Annotated in this window: 15 protein-coding genes and 2 pseudogenes; 12 read left to right on the top strand and 5 right to left on the bottom strand. The window is 64.7% G+C overall.

The window, feature by feature from the left end; all coding sequences use genetic code 11:
- Positions 1-27 precede the first annotated feature (27 nt).
- Entirely contained in the window at positions 28-1,878 is a 1,851-nt protein-coding gene (gene ftsH, locus DB459_RS25720; RefSeq protein WP_253709712.1) for an ATP-dependent zinc metalloprotease FtsH, read from the top strand.
- A gap of 39 nt (positions 1,879-1,917) precedes the next feature.
- On the opposite strand, the gene DB459_RS25715 is transcribed toward ftsH, so the two are convergent.
- Positions 1,918-2,385 carry an NUDIX domain-containing protein gene (locus tag DB459_RS25715; RefSeq protein ID WP_253709709.1) on the bottom strand — a complete coding sequence of 156 codons (468 nt, stop codon included), beginning with the start codon at positions 2,383-2,385 and terminating at the stop codon, positions 1,918-1,920.
- 147 nt (positions 2,386-2,532) lie between these two features.
- Between DB459_RS25715 and DB459_RS25710 the strand changes: the two genes are divergently transcribed.
- The 5 genes from DB459_RS25710 (at position 2,533) to DB459_RS25690 (ending at position 8,930) form a co-directional block, all read left to right on the top strand.
- A complete protein-coding gene (locus DB459_RS25710; RefSeq protein ID WP_253709706.1) occupies positions 2,533-4,365 on the top strand; it encodes an alpha/beta hydrolase in 1,833 nt (610 codons plus the stop codon).
- A gap of 193 nt (positions 4,366-4,558) precedes the next feature.
- Positions 4,559-5,776 (top strand): efflux RND transporter periplasmic adaptor subunit, encoded by a 1,218-nt coding sequence (locus DB459_RS25705; protein WP_253713703.1) that lies wholly within the window; start codon positions 4,559-4,561, stop codon positions 5,774-5,776.
- Positions 5,773-6,999, top strand: coding sequence for an ABC transporter permease (locus DB459_RS25700; RefSeq protein WP_253709703.1), 1,227 nt, complete (start codon positions 5,773-5,775; stop codon positions 6,997-6,999). Before DB459_RS25705 ends, DB459_RS25700 begins: the two co-directional genes overlap by 4 nt.
- A gap of 294 nt (positions 7,000-7,293) precedes the next feature.
- Complete coding sequence (locus DB459_RS25695) at positions 7,294-8,034, top strand: ABC transporter ATP-binding protein (RefSeq protein ID WP_253709701.1); 741 nt, start codon at positions 7,294-7,296, stop codon at positions 8,032-8,034.
- Positions 8,035-8,099: 65 nt separating this feature from the next.
- Positions 8,100-8,930 carry a universal stress protein gene (locus DB459_RS25690; RefSeq protein WP_253709698.1) on the top strand — a complete coding sequence of 277 codons (831 nt, stop codon included), beginning with the start codon at positions 8,100-8,102 and terminating at the stop codon, positions 8,928-8,930.
- A 182-nt stretch (positions 8,931-9,112) separates the two neighbouring features.
- Here DB459_RS25690 and DB459_RS25685 read toward each other — a convergent pair whose 3' ends face one another.
- Positions 9,113-9,754, bottom strand: coding sequence for a SagB/ThcOx family dehydrogenase (locus DB459_RS25685; protein ID WP_253709695.1), 642 nt, complete (start codon positions 9,752-9,754; stop codon positions 9,113-9,115).
- Between the two features lie 130 nt (positions 9,755-9,884).
- Here DB459_RS25685 and DB459_RS25680 point away from each other — a divergent pair, with 130 nt between their 5' ends.
- The 4 genes from DB459_RS25680 to DB459_RS25665 all read left to right on the top strand — a co-directional run bounded on the left by DB459_RS25680 (position 9,885) and on the right by DB459_RS25665 (position 13,229).
- Positions 9,885-10,253: a nuclear transport factor 2 family protein gene (locus DB459_RS25680; protein WP_253709693.1), complete on the top strand. Its 369-nt coding sequence runs from the start codon at positions 9,885-9,887 to the stop codon at positions 10,251-10,253.
- A 149-nt stretch (positions 10,254-10,402) separates the two neighbouring features.
- On the top strand, positions 10,403-11,920 hold the full coding sequence (locus tag DB459_RS25675) for a bifunctional aminoglycoside phosphotransferase/ATP-binding protein (protein ID WP_253709690.1): 1,518 nt from the start codon (positions 10,403-10,405) through the stop codon (positions 11,918-11,920).
- 147 nt (positions 11,921-12,067) lie between these two features.
- Positions 12,068-12,367: a hypothetical protein gene (locus DB459_RS25670; RefSeq protein WP_253709687.1), complete on the top strand. Its 300-nt coding sequence runs from the start codon at positions 12,068-12,070 to the stop codon at positions 12,365-12,367.
- A gap of 100 nt (positions 12,368-12,467) precedes the next feature.
- A complete protein-coding gene (locus DB459_RS25665) occupies positions 12,468-13,229 on the top strand; it encodes an NUDIX domain-containing protein (RefSeq protein WP_253709685.1) in 762 nt (253 codons plus the stop codon).
- Between the two features lie 40 nt (positions 13,230-13,269).
- Here DB459_RS25665 and groEL read toward each other — a convergent pair.
- Together groEL and DB459_RS25655 are read right to left on the bottom strand one after the other, a co-directional pair.
- Positions 13,270-14,345 (bottom strand): annotated as a pseudogene (gene groEL, locus DB459_RS25660) (chaperonin GroEL); the annotation flags it as partial.
- 161 nt (positions 14,346-14,506) lie between these two features.
- Positions 14,507-15,055: pseudogene (locus DB459_RS25655) on the bottom strand (TCP-1/cpn60 chaperonin family protein); the annotation flags it as partial.
- Between the two features lie 455 nt (positions 15,056-15,510).
- Between DB459_RS25655 and DB459_RS25650 the strand changes: the two are divergent.
- Positions 15,511-16,461, top strand: a complete 951-nt coding sequence (locus DB459_RS25650; protein ID WP_253709682.1) for a lytic transglycosylase domain-containing protein — start codon at positions 15,511-15,513, stop codon at positions 16,459-16,461.
- Between the two features lie 201 nt (positions 16,462-16,662).
- Positions 16,663-17,115 carry a hypothetical protein gene (locus DB459_RS25645; protein ID WP_253709680.1) on the top strand — a complete coding sequence of 151 codons (453 nt, stop codon included), beginning with the start codon at positions 16,663-16,665 and terminating at the stop codon, positions 17,113-17,115.
- Between the two features lie 214 nt (positions 17,116-17,329).
- On the opposite strand, the gene DB459_RS25640 is transcribed toward DB459_RS25645, so the two are convergent.
- Complete coding sequence (locus DB459_RS25640; protein ID WP_253709662.1) at positions 17,330-17,554, bottom strand: hypothetical protein; 225 nt, start codon at positions 17,552-17,554, stop codon at positions 17,330-17,332.
- Between the last annotated feature and the right edge of the window lie 219 nt (positions 17,555-17,773).

The raw sequence follows: 17,773 nt of genomic DNA, 5'->3' as shown, positions 1-17,773 counted from the left end.
CGGCGGCGCCGCCGCCAGGAGGTTGTCGTGGAACCGGACGGATCGTCGCGCAAACAGACCATCATCATCTGGTACGTGTTCGCCGCCAGCATCGGCATGCTGCTGCTGCAATGGCTGCTGACGAGCTACAGCCAGGTCGACACCATCTCCTACAGCCGCTTCGAGCAGTTGGTGAGCGAGGGCGCGGTCAGCGAGGTCACGATCGGTCAGGACCTGATCCGCGGCAAGGTCAAGGACAAAGACAAGCTGCCGGACGGCAAGACCGGTTTCATCACCGCCCGGGTCGACCAGCAGCTCGCGGAGAAGCTGGCCGCCAAGGGTGTGACCGTGACGGGCGAGCCGTCGAGCGGCCTGTTCGGCACGCTGCTGTCCTGGGTGCTGCCGGCGGTGATGTTCTATTTCATCTGGACCTTCCTCGGCAGCCGCATTGCCGACCGGCAGGGCTTCGGCGGGCTGATGTCGATCGGCAAGTCGCGCGCCAAGGTCTATGTCGAGAAGGACACCAGGGTCACCTTCGCCGACGTCGCCGGCGTTGAGGAGGCCAAGTTCGAATTGCAGGAAGTGGTGTCGTTCCTGAAGGACCCGAAGAGCTATGGCCGGCTTGGCGCGCATGTGCCCAAGGGCATCCTGCTGGTCGGCCCGCCCGGCACCGGCAAGACCCTGCTGGCGCGCGCAGTCGCCGGCGAAGCCGGGGTGCCGTTTTTTTCGATCTCGGGCTCGGAATTCGTCGAGATGTTCGTGGGCGTCGGCGCGGCACGGGTGCGCGACCTGTTCGAGCAGGCGCGCAAGGCCGCGCCCTGCATCATCTTCATCGACGAACTCGATGCGCTGGGCCGCAGCCGGAGCGCGGGAGCGTTCGGCGGCTATGACGAGAAGGAACAGACCCTCAATCAGCTCCTGGCCGAACTCGACGGTTTCGACCCGCGCGCCGGTGTGATCCTGCTCGCCGCGACCAATCGTCCGGAAATTCTCGACCCCGCGCTGCTGCGTGCCGGCCGCTTCGATCGCCAGGTCCTGGTCGACCGGCCCGACCGCGGCGGGCGGCTCGCGATCCTCGAGGTCCACGTCCGCAAGATCAAGCTCGCGCCGGGCGTCGACCTCGAGAAGATCGCCAGCATGACGGCGGGCTTCACCGGGGCTGACATTTCGAACCTGATCAACGAGGCGGCGATCGCGGCGACGCGACGCAAGGCGAGTGCGGTCGGCTTCGAGGATTTCACCGCCGCCATCGAACGCATCATCGCCGGCATCGAGAAGAAGAGCCGGGTGCTCGGGTCCGAGGAGCGCCGCCGCGTCGCCTTCCACGAGATGGGGCATGCGCTGGTGGCCTCCGACCTGCCGGGGGTCGATCCGGTGCAGAAGGTCTCGATCATTCCGCGCGGCGTCGGCGCGCTCGGCTACACCATGCAGCGGCCGACCGAGGACCGATTCCTGCTGACGGTCACCGAATTGAAGAACCGTCTCGCGGTCCTGCTCGGCGGCCGCGCCGCCGAGCGGCTGATCTTCGATGGCGACGTGTCGACGGGCGCTGCCGATGATCTGCAGCGAGCGACCGAGATGGCGGTGGAGATGGTGACGAAATACGGCATGGACGCCACCATCGGACAGCGCACCTATGCGCCGCGGCCGCAGACCTTCCTTGGCATGGCGCAGGATCAGGTGGTCGGCGCGGCGGAAGTCACCTCGCGCGAGATCGATGTCGCCGTGCGCGACCTGATCGAAGCGGCGGAGATCCGCGCCCGCGCCATTCTGGAGAAGCGTCGTGCCGATTTGTCGAGCGGCGCCGATCTTCTGATCGCACGCGAGACGCTCACTGCCGACGAATTCGAACCGTTGCGTCCGCCGGCCGAGCGCGGCCCGCCGCGCGCCATCGCCTGAGGCGTGAGCGAGGCTGTGTGCCGGCTCCGCGCGCCGTATTCAGTGCGCCTTGCTGATCTCGGCGAGGCGATCGAGCAGCGGCATCTGGCCGATGACGATCCTGTCGCGGGCACGTGCGAGGTCGAACCAGGCGGCACGATCGACCTCGGGAAAGAGCAGGCGGCGGCCACTGTGCGGCGGCCATTCGATTTCAAACTGATTGCTCTCGATCCGGCTCTCGTCGAAGTCGCCTTCGACGGCGAACGCCACCACGCGCTTGCCGCCCGCCTGGCGGATCTCGCCGAGCGGGATCAGCGCGCCCTGCGGCGGCCGCCCGAGCTCCTCGGTGAATTCCCGGCGGGCCGCCGTCTCGGCCGGCTCGTCCGGACCGAACTCGCCCTTGGGGATCGACCAGGCGCCGGCTTCCTTGCGCCGCCAGAAAGGGCCGCCCGGATGGACCAGCAGCACCTCCAGCGACTTGCCGCGCCGTCGGTACATCAAAATGCCTGCGCTTGCCTTCGCTGCCATCGGCGCGCCCTCGACTTGAGGCACGTCAAACGCCCTTAACCGTCGTGGCGTAAGGGTTCCAATACCCGTTTCCGTCGTTCGTGCTTGAGTTGTCGCCCCCCGGACACGAGCAAGCGGGCACTGACGCAGAACCGGCAGGACACGACCATGGACGACGCGCCGTTGCAACAGCAGACCATCATCAACCATCATGATAGCTCTCATGATCCGGTCAATCAGGCAGAGCGTGAGCGTCTGCTGCCGATGCCGATTGCAGCGGCGCTGCCGTTGACGCCGCGGCCGGCGACGGCAATGCCGATCAGCCCTGAGGAGCTCGACAGCCTCTTCCACGCCGCTGAAGGCAAGCTCACCGGCGGATTGTCGCTGACGGCGCAATGGTTGGCGATGCTCGACTGGGGCGTGCACTACGTCAACGTGCCGTTCCGCCAGGCCGATCTCGCTGGCACTGCGGCGAAGCAATGGGGCCGGCTGGTCCGGGCCGCGGGTGGCGAGGAGGTGATCGCGCCCAAACCCACCGACCACCGCTTTGTCGATACTGCGTGGCAGCAGCAGCCGTTCAAGCTGTTCTCGCAGGCATTCCTTCTCGCCGAGGAGTTCTGGATGAAGGTGGCCGAGAGTCCTCCCGGCGTCGATCGCGCCAACCAGCGCATCGTGTCCTTCCGCACCCGGCAGCTCGTCGACGTGTTTTCGCCCTCCAACATCCCCTGGCTCAACCCCGAGGTCATCGAGGCGACGGCGAAAAGCGGCGGCGCCAATTTCGTCGCCGGCGCGCGCAACTGGCGGCGCGACGTGATGCAGATCGCGACCGGGGCGTCGGCCGATGAAACCTTCCGGATCGGTGTCGACATCGCCGCGACGGCGGGCAAGGTGGTGTTCCGCAACGATCTGATCGAATTGATCCAGTATGCGCCGACGACCCCATCGGTGCAGCACGAGCCGGTGCTGATCGTGCCGGCCTGGATCATGAAATACTACATTCTCGACCTTTCGCCGCACAATTCGCTGATCCGCTACCTGGTCGGGCAGGGCCATACGGTGTTCGCGATTTCCTGGCGCAATCCGGGTGCCGAATTCCGCGACGTCAGCCTCGATGACTATCGGGTCCGCGGGGTGATGGCAGCGCTGGATGTCGTCGCCGATATCTGCCCCGCGACCAGGATTCATGCCACCGGCTATTGCCTCGGCGGAACGTTACTTTCGATTGCTGCGGCGACGATGGTGCGTGACGGCGACGAGCGCCTCGCCAGTCTCACCCTGTTCGCCGCGCAGACCGACTTCACCGACGCCGGCGAACTGGAACTCTTCATCACCGAGGACCAACTCGCCTTTCTTGGCGATGTCATGCGCGAGCAGGGCTATCTCGACAGCCGCCAGATGGCCGGCAGCTTCCAGCTGCTGCGCGCCAACGACCTGATCTGGTCGCGACTGATCAAGAGCTATCTGCTGGGCGAGCGCGAGCATCCCAGCGACCTGATGGCCTGGAATGCCGACGGCACGCGGATGCCGGCGCGAATGCATTCCGAATATCTCCGCCACCTGTTCCTCAACGACGAACTGGCCGAGGGGCGCTACACCGTCGACGGGCGCGAGATCGCCATCAGCGACATCCGCGTTCCGAGCTTCGTGGTCGGAACCGAGACCGACCACATCGCTCCCTGGCGCTCGGTCTACAAGTTTCATCTGCTCAACGATGCCGAGATCACGTTCGTCCTCACCTCCGGCGGCCATAATGCCGGCGTGGTCAGCGAACCCGGGTCGTCGCGGCGACACTTTCGCATCGCCCGCCGCCCTGCTGAAGGCCGCTACATCGGCCCGGAGGAGTGGATGGCCAACGCGGAACTCCGCCAAGGGTCGTGGTGGCCCGCGTGGGTCGCCTGGTTGTCGGCTCATTCAACCAGCCAGAATGCCCCGCCGACCATGGGATCGCCGCGCAATCCGGCGCTGGAGGATGCTCCCGGCCGCTACGTCCACGAGCATTGACGCGGACATGACGGTTCCGCTTCGGCGAAAAATCGACGCCGGTTCAATCTGCTTGATTCACCGCAAGGTGATACCGCCGGCTGCGGGCGATGAGTAGTCAGCGCAACGGTGAGGTGGGGGCGATCGTTGCCGTTGAGGATCAATGCGGATGCTGCAACGGCCCCCCATCGCGCCTGAGCAGGCGAAGCGTGCCATGGCCGGCGTGAGATTCCTGTGGGCCCATCGCTGGTTCATTCTGGTCGCCGTGGGTCTGGTGACGTTCGGATCATGGCAGGCCATCCGGATCGTTCTCGGTCCCGCCGTCGTGGTCGACCAGGTCCGCCGCGCGGCATTGGTCGAGACCGTGGTTGCAAGTGGTCACGTGGAGACGCCGTTCCGGGTCGAGATCGGCAGCCAGATCACCGGCACGGTGGACGAGGTTCTGGTCCAGGAAGGCCAGCGCGTGGTCAAGGGCCAGCCCTTGATCTCGCTCGAGGCGCGTGAACTCAAGGCCGCGGTGGTTCAGGCGCAGGGTGCGGTCGATCAGGCGGAAGCGCGCATTCGTCAATTGACCGAACTCACGCTGCCCTCAGCGCGCGAGGCGCTGGCCCAGGCCCAGGCCACTTTACTCAATGCCCAGCGGACCTTTGATCGCACCTCGGAGCTGTTCAAGAACGGCTTCGCCACCCGGGCAGCGCTGGACGATGCCCAGAAGAACCTCGATGTGGCCCGCACCCAGGTCAGGACCGCGGAGCTGCAGGTCTTCACCGCCGATGTGAAGGGCAGCGACTACATCATGGCTCAGACCCAGCTCAGCCAGGCGCGCGCCAATCTCGAGACCGCCGCCTCCCGTCTCAACTACGCGACGATCGTGGCGCCGCGGGACGGGGTCTTGATCACGCGCAATGTCGAAAAGGGCACCGTGGTGCAGCCGGGCCGGGCGCTTCTGGTGCTTGCGCCGAGCGGCGATACCCAGCTCGTGCTGCAGATCGACGAACGCAATCTCGGCAGGATCGCTTTGGGTCAGCCGGCGCTTGCCTCGGCGGACGCCTATCCCGACCGGCGCTTCGAGGCCCGCGTCAGCTACATCAATCCGGGGATCGACATCTCCCGCGCCTCCGTGCAGGTCAAGCTCGTGGTGCCAAAACCACCGGACTATCTTCGCCAGGACATGACCGTCTCCGTCGACATCGAAACGGCGCGGCGCAACGATACGCTGGTGCTGCCGCTGCGCAGCGTGCGGGATGCGCTGCTGTCGCAGCCCTGGATCATGGCCGTTCGCAACGGGCGTGCCGCCAGGGAGCCGGTCAAGCTCGGCATCCGCGGTAACGGCAGCGCAGAAATCCTCGAAGGTGCGGCCGAGGGCGATCTTGCCATCCCCGTGACGGCGGGGATCCTGATCGGTCAACGGATCAGGGCGGTGATGCCGTGAACCACTGGCTGCCATTCGAATGGATCGCCGCGGTCCGCTTCCTGCGCGAAGGGCGGCTGCAGACGGTCTTCATCATCGTCGGCATCTCGATCGGCGTCGCCGTGATCGTCTTCATGTCGGCGATGCTGGCCGGGCTCGAGGCGAACTTCATCAAGCGCGTCCTCACCTCTCAGCCGCAGATCCAGATCCTGCCGCCCGACCAGATCGCCCGTCCCTTGCGCGGCGGCAGCAGCGAGGTCGAAGATGCTGCGATCCAGCGGCCGAGCCAGCGCATCCTGTCGATCGATCAGTGGCCGAAGCTGCGGGCCGAACTCCAGGCCATGCCCGAGGTCGTCGTGGTATCGCCGACCATGGCCGGCTCGGCGCTGGCGGTGAGAGGGGATGCCAGCCGATCGGTCTCGCTCTCGGGCGTCGAGCCCGACAGCTATTTCAAGATCGTCAAGGTGCCGGATTACGTGGTCGCCGGCCAGCCACGGCTGACCAGCGACGACGTCATTCTCGGCACGGAGCTGGCCAAGGATCTCGGCGCCAGCGTCGGTGACAAGATCATCGTCAGCACTGCTTCCGGACGCTTGCGCGTGCTGACCGTCACCGCCCTGGTCGACCTCGGCAGTAAGGGCGCCAACCAGCGCATCGCCTATGTGGCGCTGCGCACTGCTCAGTCGCTGCTCAACATGATCGGCGGCGTGACCACGATCGACATCACCGTCAAGGACATCTACGCGGCCGAAACGCTCGCCCAGCAGATCCGGGCCTCCAACCCTGTGATCGCCGACAGCTGGATCAAGACCAATGCCCAGTTCTTCACCGCGGTCCAGGCCCAGAAAAGCACCAACACGCTGATCCGCGTCTTCGTCGGCCTGTCGGTGGCGTTCGGCATCGCGGCGGTGCTGATCGTGTCCGTCATCCAGCGCTCCAAGGAAATCGGCATCCTGCGGGCGATGGGCACGACGCGGCAGCGGATCCTGCGCATCTTCCTGCTGCAGGGCGGACTGCTCGGATTCGTCGGATCGATCTTCGGGGCGGCAATGGGTGCCGGCGCGCTGATCTACTGGCACGCCGTGGCGCGTCAGGTTGACGGCTCCGAACTCTTCCCGCTCATCCTCGAACGTCAGCTCTTCGTCCTCACGGCGCTGCTGGCGACGCTGACCGGGCTTGCCGCCGCGACCGCTCCGGCCCTGCGGGCGGCCAATCTTGATCCGGTGGTGGCGATCCGTGGCTAGTGCGGTGGATCTGACGCTCGTATCAGCATTGGATCGCCTTCTTCATACGAGCGTCAGATCCAAAACCGCACGAGATCACAATGATGCTAGTGTCCTGTCTCCGAATTACCGCCCCATTTGCCTCACGCTCGCACGGTCATTTGGAGACATAAGGACACTAGCAAAATCAAAGTGCTAGTGTGGCTTATGTCTCGCAATTGCCTACGAGAGGCTCGCCGCAAAGGCGGTAGGCAATTGCGAGACGCCACACCTGGTGTCCCATTGTTTCCAGCGTTCGTATAAGGACCCGCTGCAATGGAATACGAACCTTGGAAACGGGACACTAGCGAAATCGTCCGCCTCGACGAGGTCTGCAAGTCCTACAATCTCGGCCTGCCTTCCGAAGTGGAGGTGCTGCACGACATCGACCTTGGCGTGGCGCGTGGCGAGTTCGTCGCGTTGATCGGGCCGTCCGGCTCAGGCAAGAGCACGCTGTTGAACATCATCGGGCTGCTCGATCGGCCGAGCCGCGGACGGCTTCTGATCGACGGCCGCGATACCGCGGCCTTGACCGAGGCTCAGATCACCCACTTGCGCGGGCGTACACTCGGATTTGTGTTCCAGTACCATCACCTGATCTCGGCCTTCACCGCCGTTGAGAATGTGATGATGCCGATGCTGGTCGACCGGGGCTTTCCCGACAGGGCGATAGAGCAACGGGCCATGGACCTGATGGTGCAGGTCGGGCTCGAAAAGGTCGCCAACAATCTCGCCACCAACATGTCCGGCGGGCAGCAGCAGCGGGTTGCCGTGGCGCGGGCGCTCGCCATGCGCCCCGAGCTCGTGCTGGCGGACGAGCCCACCGGCAATCTCGACAGCAAGTCGGCCGACGGCGTGTTCGAATTGATGCGGCAGGTCAACCGGCAGGACGGCACGAGCTTCCTGATCGTGACCCACAACATGTCCCTGGCGCGCCGCTGCGATCGGATCATCGAGGTGATCGATGGTCGGATTGCCGCGCCGTCCGGGGCGGCGGGGGCGCCCATTCAGAGTTGACCTGCGTCAAATCTGGCCGAGGATGGCGTGTCATTATGATACCAACTCAACAGGCGGAGGCGACGATGATCAAGGACATCCTGGTGAAGCTCGAACGTGATGCCGCGCGCGACCATGTGCGCGACTACGCGATCTCGATTGCCGAGACGTTCGCGGCCCATGTGGCGGGGGTTTCCTTTGCCCATGCCAACCTGCCCAGCTTCGTCCTGCCGGATGTGCCCTCGGACGTCCTCGCCAGCATGCTGGCGGAGAACGAGGCGGCAGCCCGCGGCGCGGTGACGCGCTTCGACGCCGCCGTCGGCCGCAGTGGCGTCTCCAACGAGCATCGGCTGGTGCTTGAAACCGAAATGGGGCCGCCGGACGTCTTCGCCAACATTGCGCGCCGTTTCGACCTCAGCGTGATCATGCAGTCCGACCATGAGAACGGCGTCCACAACGACCTGATGATCGAGGCGGCGCTGTTCAACACCGGCCGTCCGGTCATCGTCGCGCCGTACATCCAGAAGGAAGGCCTCAAGCTCGGCCGGATCGTCTGCTGCTGGGACGGCAGCCGTACCGCCGCCCGCGCCGCCAACGATGCGCTGCCCCTGCTCAAGCGGGCTACGGCCGTCGAGCTCTTCATCGTCGCCAACGAGAAAACGAGGAGCGAGAACGAGATGCGCGGCGCCGACATGGCCCAGCACCTCGCCCGCCATGGCGTCAAGGTTACGGTGGAGACCACGCCGGCCGCCGACATCGATGTCGCCAGCGTGATCTTGTCGCACAGCGCGGACTGCGGCGCCGACATGCTGGTGATGGGCGGTTATGGCCACTCCCGGCTGCGCGAATTCATGCTCGGCGGCGTCACCCGCGGCATCCTGGAGACCATGACCTGTCCGGTCTTCATGGCGCATTGAGCGCGGCCAGTAACCAGTCGCCGCGACGTTCCGCTTGCCCGGCATGGCGATCCGGCTTCCGCCGGATGGCGTTTCTTCAAGATCACGGAAGTCGGAAGCATCCGACTACCGGGCGACGAGCCTGGCCGTGACGGCAACTACGGAGAGCGCCAGCCGGGCAGAGTCGACAGGCCGTGGCGGTACTATCTCTTCGGATAGCCCACCGTCTGCGACAGCAGTACGTGCTGGTCGTGGCTGAGCCCGAGCGCATCCGCCAGTGCCTCGCGGTCGATCCAGGCCCGGATCACGGTGGCGAGGCCATTGGCCGCGGCGAACAGGTAGACATTCTGCGCGATCGCGCCCGCTGCGACGGCGGCAAAACTGTCGCGGTTCTGGACGGGAACGAGCCGCATTCGGCTGTGGTCGGCGACGAAGACAAAGTCGAGCGGCGCCTCGTCGACGAAGTCCTGATATCCGGTGACCTGGCGCAGGTCGCTGCCGGCAACCAGATCGAGGCGATGGGCATCGGCGTCATAGAGATAGGCGCCGGAGGGCAGGGCGACGTAGATATCGATCTCCTGAGCATCCAGCGCCGACGGCGCCGTCCGGCCATGGGGTCGGTTCCTGCCGTCGGCGGCCCACAGCAGGCTGGAGAGCATTTCCGGCGACAGTTCGGTGGTTGCGAAGTCGCGCGACGAAGCCCGTTGCGACAACGCATCCATCAGCGGCATGCCGCCGCTCTTGGCCGGCGGCGGCAGCGCGAGATGCGCCGCGCCTTCGCCGCGCGGCGGCTTGGGGCGCAGGCGCCCCATCATGCCGAGCGCCAGCTTCGTCAGCGTATTCATGCCGATTTCTCCTCGTATTTGCAGCCAACCACCAACTTTGCCCGGCAACATTGATCTGGATCAGGCGCTGGCGGCGTGAAGGCTTTATGAAGAATCGCAGGTAGTTACTGCAGAGACCGGAGATGAACTGATGGGCGATCTGGCAGCGGACGACGAAGACGTCCTGTTCGAGCTCAACGAGGATGTTCTGGAAACTCACTGGCGCAAGGTCGCCAATCGCGGCTTCGTTGCGAGTTGCGAGATCTATGCCGAAGACGCGGTTCTCGAATTTCCGCAGTCGGGGCGCATCATCACCGGCCGCGACAACATCCGCAAATTTCGCGCCTGGGAGCCCCATCGCAAGATGCTGAGTGTCGAGCGCGTGCGCGGCCGGCTGGATTTCTGGGTGACCGAGTATACCTGCACCCGCAATGCGACGGCGCTCTGCGTCGTCAGCATCATGGAGTTCGAGGACGGCAAGATTCGCCGCGAAACGGAATATTCCATAGAGCGAATCTGAGCATTGCACGACGCCCTGGTGCGCGATGCGTCACATCGAAACCATCGCGCGCCGGCTTATTGACGGAGCAATGATCCGATCGGAAAACCGATGCCAACTTTTCCGGATCATGCTTAAAGGTCGCGTAAGCCCGCCGGGTGGTGAGGGTAATGCAGGACGATCAGGCCGAGGTTATCGATTTTCTGGTCGGGCAGGGTGGGCGAACCGAAACCGCCCGGCCGCCGATCGAAACCCACATTTCGAAAGTGGTGCTGTCGGACGCTTTGGCCTGGAAGCTGAAGCGGGCCGTGCGACTGCCCTATCTCGATTTCTCCACCCCCGAGAAGCGGCTCGCCGCCTGTGAGCGCGAGCTCGAATTGAACCGGCGCACCGCGCCGACGATCTATCGTGCTACCCGGCACATCACCCGGACGACGGATGGAGGTCTCGCATTCGACGGCGCCGGGACGCTGGTCGACGCCGTCGTCGAAATGAACCGGTTCGACGAAGCAACGCTGTTCGACAACCTCGCGCGGCAGGGGCGGCTGACTCCGCCGCTTCTGACCGAGCTTGCCCGGGCCATTGCTCGCTTCCATGCCGGCGCCGCGGTGGACCGCAGTGGCGCCGGTCTTGCCAACATCGCCGGCGTGCTTGCGGTCAATCATCGATCGCTGGTCGAGGCTGACCTGTTCAAGGCCGAAGACGTCAGCGCTTGGGAAGCGGGGGCGCAGGAATTCCTGCGCAGCTTCGGCGCGCTGCTCGATGCCCGGGCGCAGGCGGGCAAGATCCGGCGCTGCCACGGCGATCTGCACCTGCGCAACATCTGCCTCGTCGATGGCGTGCCGACCTTGTTCGACTGCATCGAATTCGACGATGCGCTCGCGACCGTCGACGTGCTCTACGACCTTGCCTTTCTGTTGATGGATCTGTGGCACCGCGATCTCAAGGCCGGTGCCAATCTGGTTCTCAACCGTTATCTCGACGTCGCCGATGAAAGCGACGGCGTGCGGCTGCTGCCGTTCTTCATGAGCCTGCGCGCGATCATCCGCGCGCACGTGCTGGCGAGCCAGGCGCATGGTCGGCCGGCCGCTGCGTCGGCGCCGTTGATCGAGGCGGCGCGCGGCTATTTCCAGCTTGCCGCGGCGCTCTGCAAACCGGTGCCGCCGCGGCTCATCGCCGTCGGTGGTCTCAGCGGCACCGGGAAGTCCTCGCTCGCTGCAGTCCTCGCGGCCGAGATCGGCGCGCCGCCCGGCGCACGGGTGCTGTCGAGCGACCGTATTCGCAAGCATCTGCACGGCGTGACCGCCGAAACCAGATTGCCGCCGGATGCCTATTGCCCGGCGGTCTCGGCCAGCGTCTATGCACAGGCAGCCAGGGAAGCGGAGCGACTGCTCGACGACGGCGTTGCCGTGGTGATGGAAGCGGTGTTCGATCGCGTTGAGGATCGAGTCCGGGTGGGGGAACTGGCGCGTCGTGCTGGCGTAGCCATGACCGGCCTCTGGCTCGAAGCGCCGGAACAGGTGCTGGTCAACCGCATCGAAGCCCGCCGGGGCGACGCGTCGGACGCCAATGTCGCGGTGGTACATGCGCAGCTCGCGCGGGCGCCGAAGGATGTCACCTGGCATCGCCTCGATGCCGCGCGGCCGCTGGCGCTGGTTGCGGACGAGGCGCGACAGTTGCTGCGCTGACGCATGGCCGCACGGAAAGGCGTCTTGGTTGCGGTGGCTTGATTATTGTTCCTGATTTGTTCTAGTGTCCCGTTTCCAACGTTCGCATCCCATTGCAGCAGGCGCTCATACGAACGTTGGAAAGGGGGACGTGAATGAGACCGGATCATGAATGAAATCGTCATGAGTGAAATCGTCCACCTTCCGTCCGCCGGTCCTATCCATCATAGCGCGCCATCGGTCGACGGCGCCGCCGTGACGGTGCAAAGTCGTGAAGTGATCCGGTTGTGGAATCGGATGCGCGCTCACGAGCGTGCCCTGCAGGCTGCGCGCACTCCGGCGGCGGAAGCTGAGCTGTTCGTGCTGCGCCGGCAATTGCAGCACGCACTTGCGCAACGCGATCGCCTGATCGCGGCGACGCGTTCGCCCGCAACAGCAATGGATCGACATGACGCAGGATTGAAATGACCGGTTGATGCAACAGATCGACTCGAGGGATTGGTGCCGCCAGAGGCGGCGAGAAGGAACCTCGCGGTCGGCGTCCCGTTACTGGCGATAGGGGTGATCGATGACATCGTCCGATCTGTTCAGATCTTTGGTCAGTGAAATTACGGGCGTAACGCCGCGGGTGGCCGAGGTGAGCTCCCATGCGGCGGAGGCGGCGACGCCCAAGCGGGCGGACGATGCGCCGGCGGACGATCCGGTCCGCATCATCAGGCGCGAGGAGTTGGCGAAGTCGCGCGGTACGCTCACCCGGGTCGACTATCAGCAGCGTCTTCGCAGCGGCGAGTGGCGGGATCAGCGTCGCGAAGTCTATGACAACGGCGATTCCGCGGTACTGCTGCCCTATAACCGGGCACGGCAGACCGTGCTGTTGACGCGCCAAATCCGGCTGCCGCCGTTCCTCAAGGAACATGCGCCTGCGCTGCTGGAGGCATGCGCCGGCAAGCTCGACGACGAGGCGGCGGAGGTGCGCATCGTCAAGGAAGCGGAGGAAGAGCTCGGACTGCGTGTCACTGCACCGGAGCGGCTGTTCAGCCTGTACATGACGCCTGCGGCGGTCGCAGAGAAGATCACGTTCTTTCTTTGCGACTATACGCCGGCTGACCGTCTCACGTCGGGAGGTGGTCTGGCCGAGGAAGGCGAGTTCATCGACATCCTCGAAGTGGAGCTTGACACAGCCGCCGGGATGGTCCGGTCCGGCGAGATCCAGGATGCCAAGACGGTGATCCTGATTCAGGTGCTGCTGGCGCGCTACGGCGATGGCAGTGCGTTGGCCTCGACAGCTGGATCGCCAGGTGTGTCTGCGCCGCCATCATCGGAGGCCTGAAGAGATCCGGCCCTCGCGCGTCTATTTCATAACGCGATTTTCATAGCGCCGTGTCGGGAGAGGTCGCCGGCTCGCGCTTCGGCTCCGGGATCTCGGTCATGATCGCTTCCGTCAAAAGCAGGACGCCGGCGACCGACACGGCGTTTTCCAGGGCCGTGCGCACGACCTTCGCCGGATCGACGATCCCGGCTCCGACCAGATCGACATACTCCTTGCGCGCGGCGTCGAATCCGACATTGCCGCTGCCATCGATCATGCGGGCGACGACCACTCCACCGTCGACGGCGGAATTGGCCGCAATCTGCCGGGCGGGCGCCTCGAACGAGCGTTTCAGGATCTGAAGTCCGGTGCGCTCGTCGCCGTCGGCGATCGCTTCTTCCCGGGCGACTGAACCGATGCAGCGCAGCAGCGCCAGTCCGCCGCCAGGGACAATCCCTTCGGCAACGGCCGCCCTGGTCGAATTGATGGCATCATCGAGCGCTTCCTTTCGCGCTTTCATCTCGGCTTCGGTCGGCGCTCCGACGCGGACGACAGCGACGCCGCCGGACAGCTTCGCCAGACGTTCCTCGAGCTTCTCGCGATCATATTCGCTGGTGGTGTTGGAGATTTCGCGCCGGATCTGCTGGATGCGTCCGTCGATCCGGCTCTTGTCGCCGCTGCTGCCGATCAGCGTCGTCGAATCCTTGTCGGCGACCGCTCGCACGGCCCGGCCTAGCTGATTCAGCGTCGCATTCTCGAGCTTGAGGCCGAGCTCGTCTGAAATGGCCTGGGCGCCGGTCAGCACTGCGATATCTTCCATGATCGCCTTGCGCCGGTCGCCGAAGCCGGGTGCCTTGACGGCGCAGGCCTTGAGCACGCCGCGGATCTGGTTGACGATCAGCGTGGCGAGCGCCTCGCCTTCGACATCTTCGGCGATGATCAGCAGCGGTCGTCCCGATTTCGCGATCTGCTCGAGCAGATTGACGAGGTCGCGCAGTGCGCCGATCTTGTGGTCGCAGACGAGGACATAGGGATCCTCGAGCACCGCCTCCATCCTCTCGGGGTCGGTGACGAAATAGGGCGATATGAAGCCGCGCTCGAACTTCATGCCTTCGACGACGTCTAGTGTCCCGTCTCCGAATTACCGCTACGTTTGCCTCGCGCTCTCACGGTCATTCGGAGACATAGGGACACTAGCAAAATCAAAGTGCTAGTGTGGCTTATGTCTCGCAATTGCCTACGAGAGGGTTGCCGCGAAGGCGGTAGGCAATTGCGAGACGCCACACTAGCGTGGTTTCGGTCGTCTTGGATTCTTCCACCGAGATCACTCCCTCGGCTCCGACCTTTTCGATCGCGTCGGCGACCAGTTGGCCGATGACCGGATCGTTGTGCGCGGAAATGGTGGCGACCTGGGCTTTCTCCGCCTTCGATGTGACGGGACGAGCCATGTCGCGCAGGGCTCCGATGGCGGCTCGCAGGCCGCGGTCGAGGCCGCGCTTGAGGTCGATCGCGCTCGCTCCGGCGACGACGTTGCGCACGCCGTCGGCCAAAATGGCATGGGCCAGAATCGTGGCGGTGCTGGTGCCGTCGCCGACCACGTCTCCAGTCTTCTCAGCCGCCTGGCGCAGTACCTGAACGCCGAGATTCTCCTCCGGATCCTTGAGGTCGAATTCCTTGGCGATGGTCACGCCATCGTTGCAGACGATGGGAGCGCCCCAGCTCTTCTGGATCAGAACCGATTTCGACTTCGGACCAAGGGTCACGCGCACGGCATCGGCCAGCAGTGTTGCACCCCGGAGCACTTTCTCGCGGGCAGCGGAGTGAAATAAAATCTGTTTGTGAGCCATGGATGCCCCTCATCTGAGCGAGCGTCCGCAGCCGATCACGCGACAGACGCGTTGCCGTGGTCACCGGTCGTGACCGATTGATCTGCGTTCGTACGTCCCGAGCTTCGGCGGGAGGATATCGAGAATGCATTCGATTACGGCGGGCACGTTGATCGGCCTCAAATCGGAAGCGGTATCGAAGTAGCCGGCGAGCTGATGTAGGCGCCGCACTAAGGCCCATTAGGCGCACTCCTGGCACCAGACGCTTGCGCGGTAGAAAGGTGCCGCTGCCACCACGCAGCGGAGGGCACGCGTGATGGTTTGAAACCGCTGATCATCGACCAACCGCTTCCATCCACGGGATCTGTTGCGTTTGGTTAACAAATCATCAATTTGCCCCAACTCATCCATCAAAGCGGCCGCTTGGACGCGCACTCACCGACCGTCTCTTGGGGAGTCGGTCGGGGATGCGGTATGTGCTAGCGGCGCTGGTGGCGGCGCCGTGCTTGTTTGGGGATGTGAGTCTCGGTTCCATCGAGCGGGCTTCAGGTGCCGTACAGTCCGGCGCCGCTGAACCCGCTGATGCCGAGGCATTTGCCACGTTCGAGCAGCGTTTCGTGTTCACTGTCGCGTTGATGGATTCCTCCGATCTGACAATTTCGCCGGAAGCCGGTTTGCCGAAGCTGACCGAGGAACCGACTCCGCCGCCGCGGCCGATGGTCACCATGGCGCAGTTTTGCGATGCCCTTACTGCGGCCGCCGAATCCAATAATCTTCCGGTGAGCTTCTTCGCCCGATTGATCTGGCAGGAAAGCAATTTCAAGTTCGATGAAGTCAGCCATGTCGGCGCCCAGGGCGTTGCCCAGTTCATGCCGGAGACGGCGACCGAGGTCGGGCTCGATGATCCTTTCGATCCGCTGAAGGCGTTGCCTGCCTCGGCACGACTGCTGCGCAAGCTGCGCGATCAACTCGGCAATATCGGCCTCGCGGCTGCAGCGTACAATGCCGGCCCCGGGCGAATCCAGAATTGGCTGGCCCGCCGTAGCTCACTTCCGGACGAAACCCGCAACTATGTCCGCCGCATCACCGGCAATGTGGCCGAGAGCTGGACGACCGCCGATCGGCGCCTCACGGTACCGCGGGAGCTTCCTCCTGACGCGCCCTGTGTCGGCTTCGGCGGCCTGTCGAGCGCCAGGGATGCGATGGCGGTGCCGGTGGAACTGGCGCCCGAGATCCGTGGTCTTCTCGAAAAGGTGAAGGAAGCCGCGATGGCCGCGCGCCGCAAGGCGGCCGAGGCTCGTCAGAGGCTCGCGCGTCGCGGCAAGGCCGGTCATGCAAGGAAGGGTGCCACAATTGCCAGAGCTGCAACGGGGCACCGGATCGACCGTGGCCGTGCGCCGACGCGTCTTGCCTCTGCCGAGCGTTGATCCAAATCGCTGATCTAGATCAAGCCCTCCATACGCTGATTGAACCACAATAATATGCAATGCGACCAACTCTCGTCGCTGCGCATGATGGGCGGGAACTACCGTCCGTTACCGGCATTGTCGAGAGCCTGCGGGGGCCGCATTCGCGTCGAGCGATCGCGCCGATCCGGTCGTGCCAGTCAAAGAGTTGGATCCGCCGCCATGTCCTATTTTCGTTTTCTCGCCGGAGCTGGTGGCTTGCTCGTGGCGCTGATGTTCACGGCCAATGCCTATCTGCCGCCGCCCGAACCTACGGCATCGTCGCCGCGTGCTTTCAACCCGTCGACCATCCGCATCAAGTCGACCAGGAAAGGGCCGGAGCGCGTCGTCATCGACACGTCGCTTCCAACCATTGTTCCGTCGGCGGCGACAACGGCGGTTGCGGCGGTTGCAGCTGAGCCGAAGCCGGCGGCCCGCGAAGCCTTTGCACAGATCCCGGCCGAACAATCGGCGCGGCTGGCGGCCGCCGGTTCCGCCGCGAAGGAAACGAAGGTGGCAGCGCGCAAGCCCGCACGTCGCCGCGTCGCCCGACGCTACTACTACCAGCAGCAACCGATGGTGCCGCAACAGCGACAGGTTGCCGGTGACCCGTTCTCGTCGTGGTGGGTCCGCTAGATCTCACGTCAAGGATCGGACGAACAGAAGGCCGTCGCATGCGACGGCCTTCTGTTTTCAACGTCTCGCAACACGCGGCGATCATTCATCATGGCATCGAGCCGGGCGTCGGCTCCGCTGGTCGCCGGATAGAGCGCCGCCGGGCACGACACCAGCGTCCTGATTCTAAGGTCTTCAGCGCACCTGTGCCACGGGCCGCGCGCGGCCCGGTCGATCAATGCAGGGCGTCGGAGGGGTGCAAAATCTTCTCGGCCGCGGGCAGCAGCGTGTAGACGATGTCGGTGGGACCGACGCGGGTGCCCTGGATGAGACCTTCCTGCTCGAGGAGCTCGTAGCGGCTGCGGTCGATCGCACCGGCGGTGTATTTGCGGCCGTCACTGCGCTGCATGGACTGCAGAAGGCGGATGGCGTCCTGTTCGAGCTTCATCACTGTCCTCACGTCACTTGTCTTAGAAATCCGGTGCGCACGACGACGGAATCGCCACCGCAAGCACCTCTTCGCAAAAGCCTCTCGAAAGGCTAGGATCGGCTTGGTTAACGAGATGTTAACACGCTCCGCTCGCGGCCCCTGACGAGGCCCGAAGCGTAACGTGATCCGAACGAATGCGCGGCTACCGGCTCTCGAGCCTCACCGCGCACCGCACAATCGACGCCGGTC

It is taken from the genome of Bradyrhizobium sp. WD16 (assembly GCF_024181725.1).
In the GTDB taxonomy this organism is placed as follows: Bacteria; Pseudomonadota; Alphaproteobacteria; order Rhizobiales; family Xanthobacteraceae; genus Bradyrhizobium_A.
The sequence above is the reverse complement of the archived record's forward strand: the minus strand, read 5'-3'. Positions and strand labels throughout refer to the sequence as shown.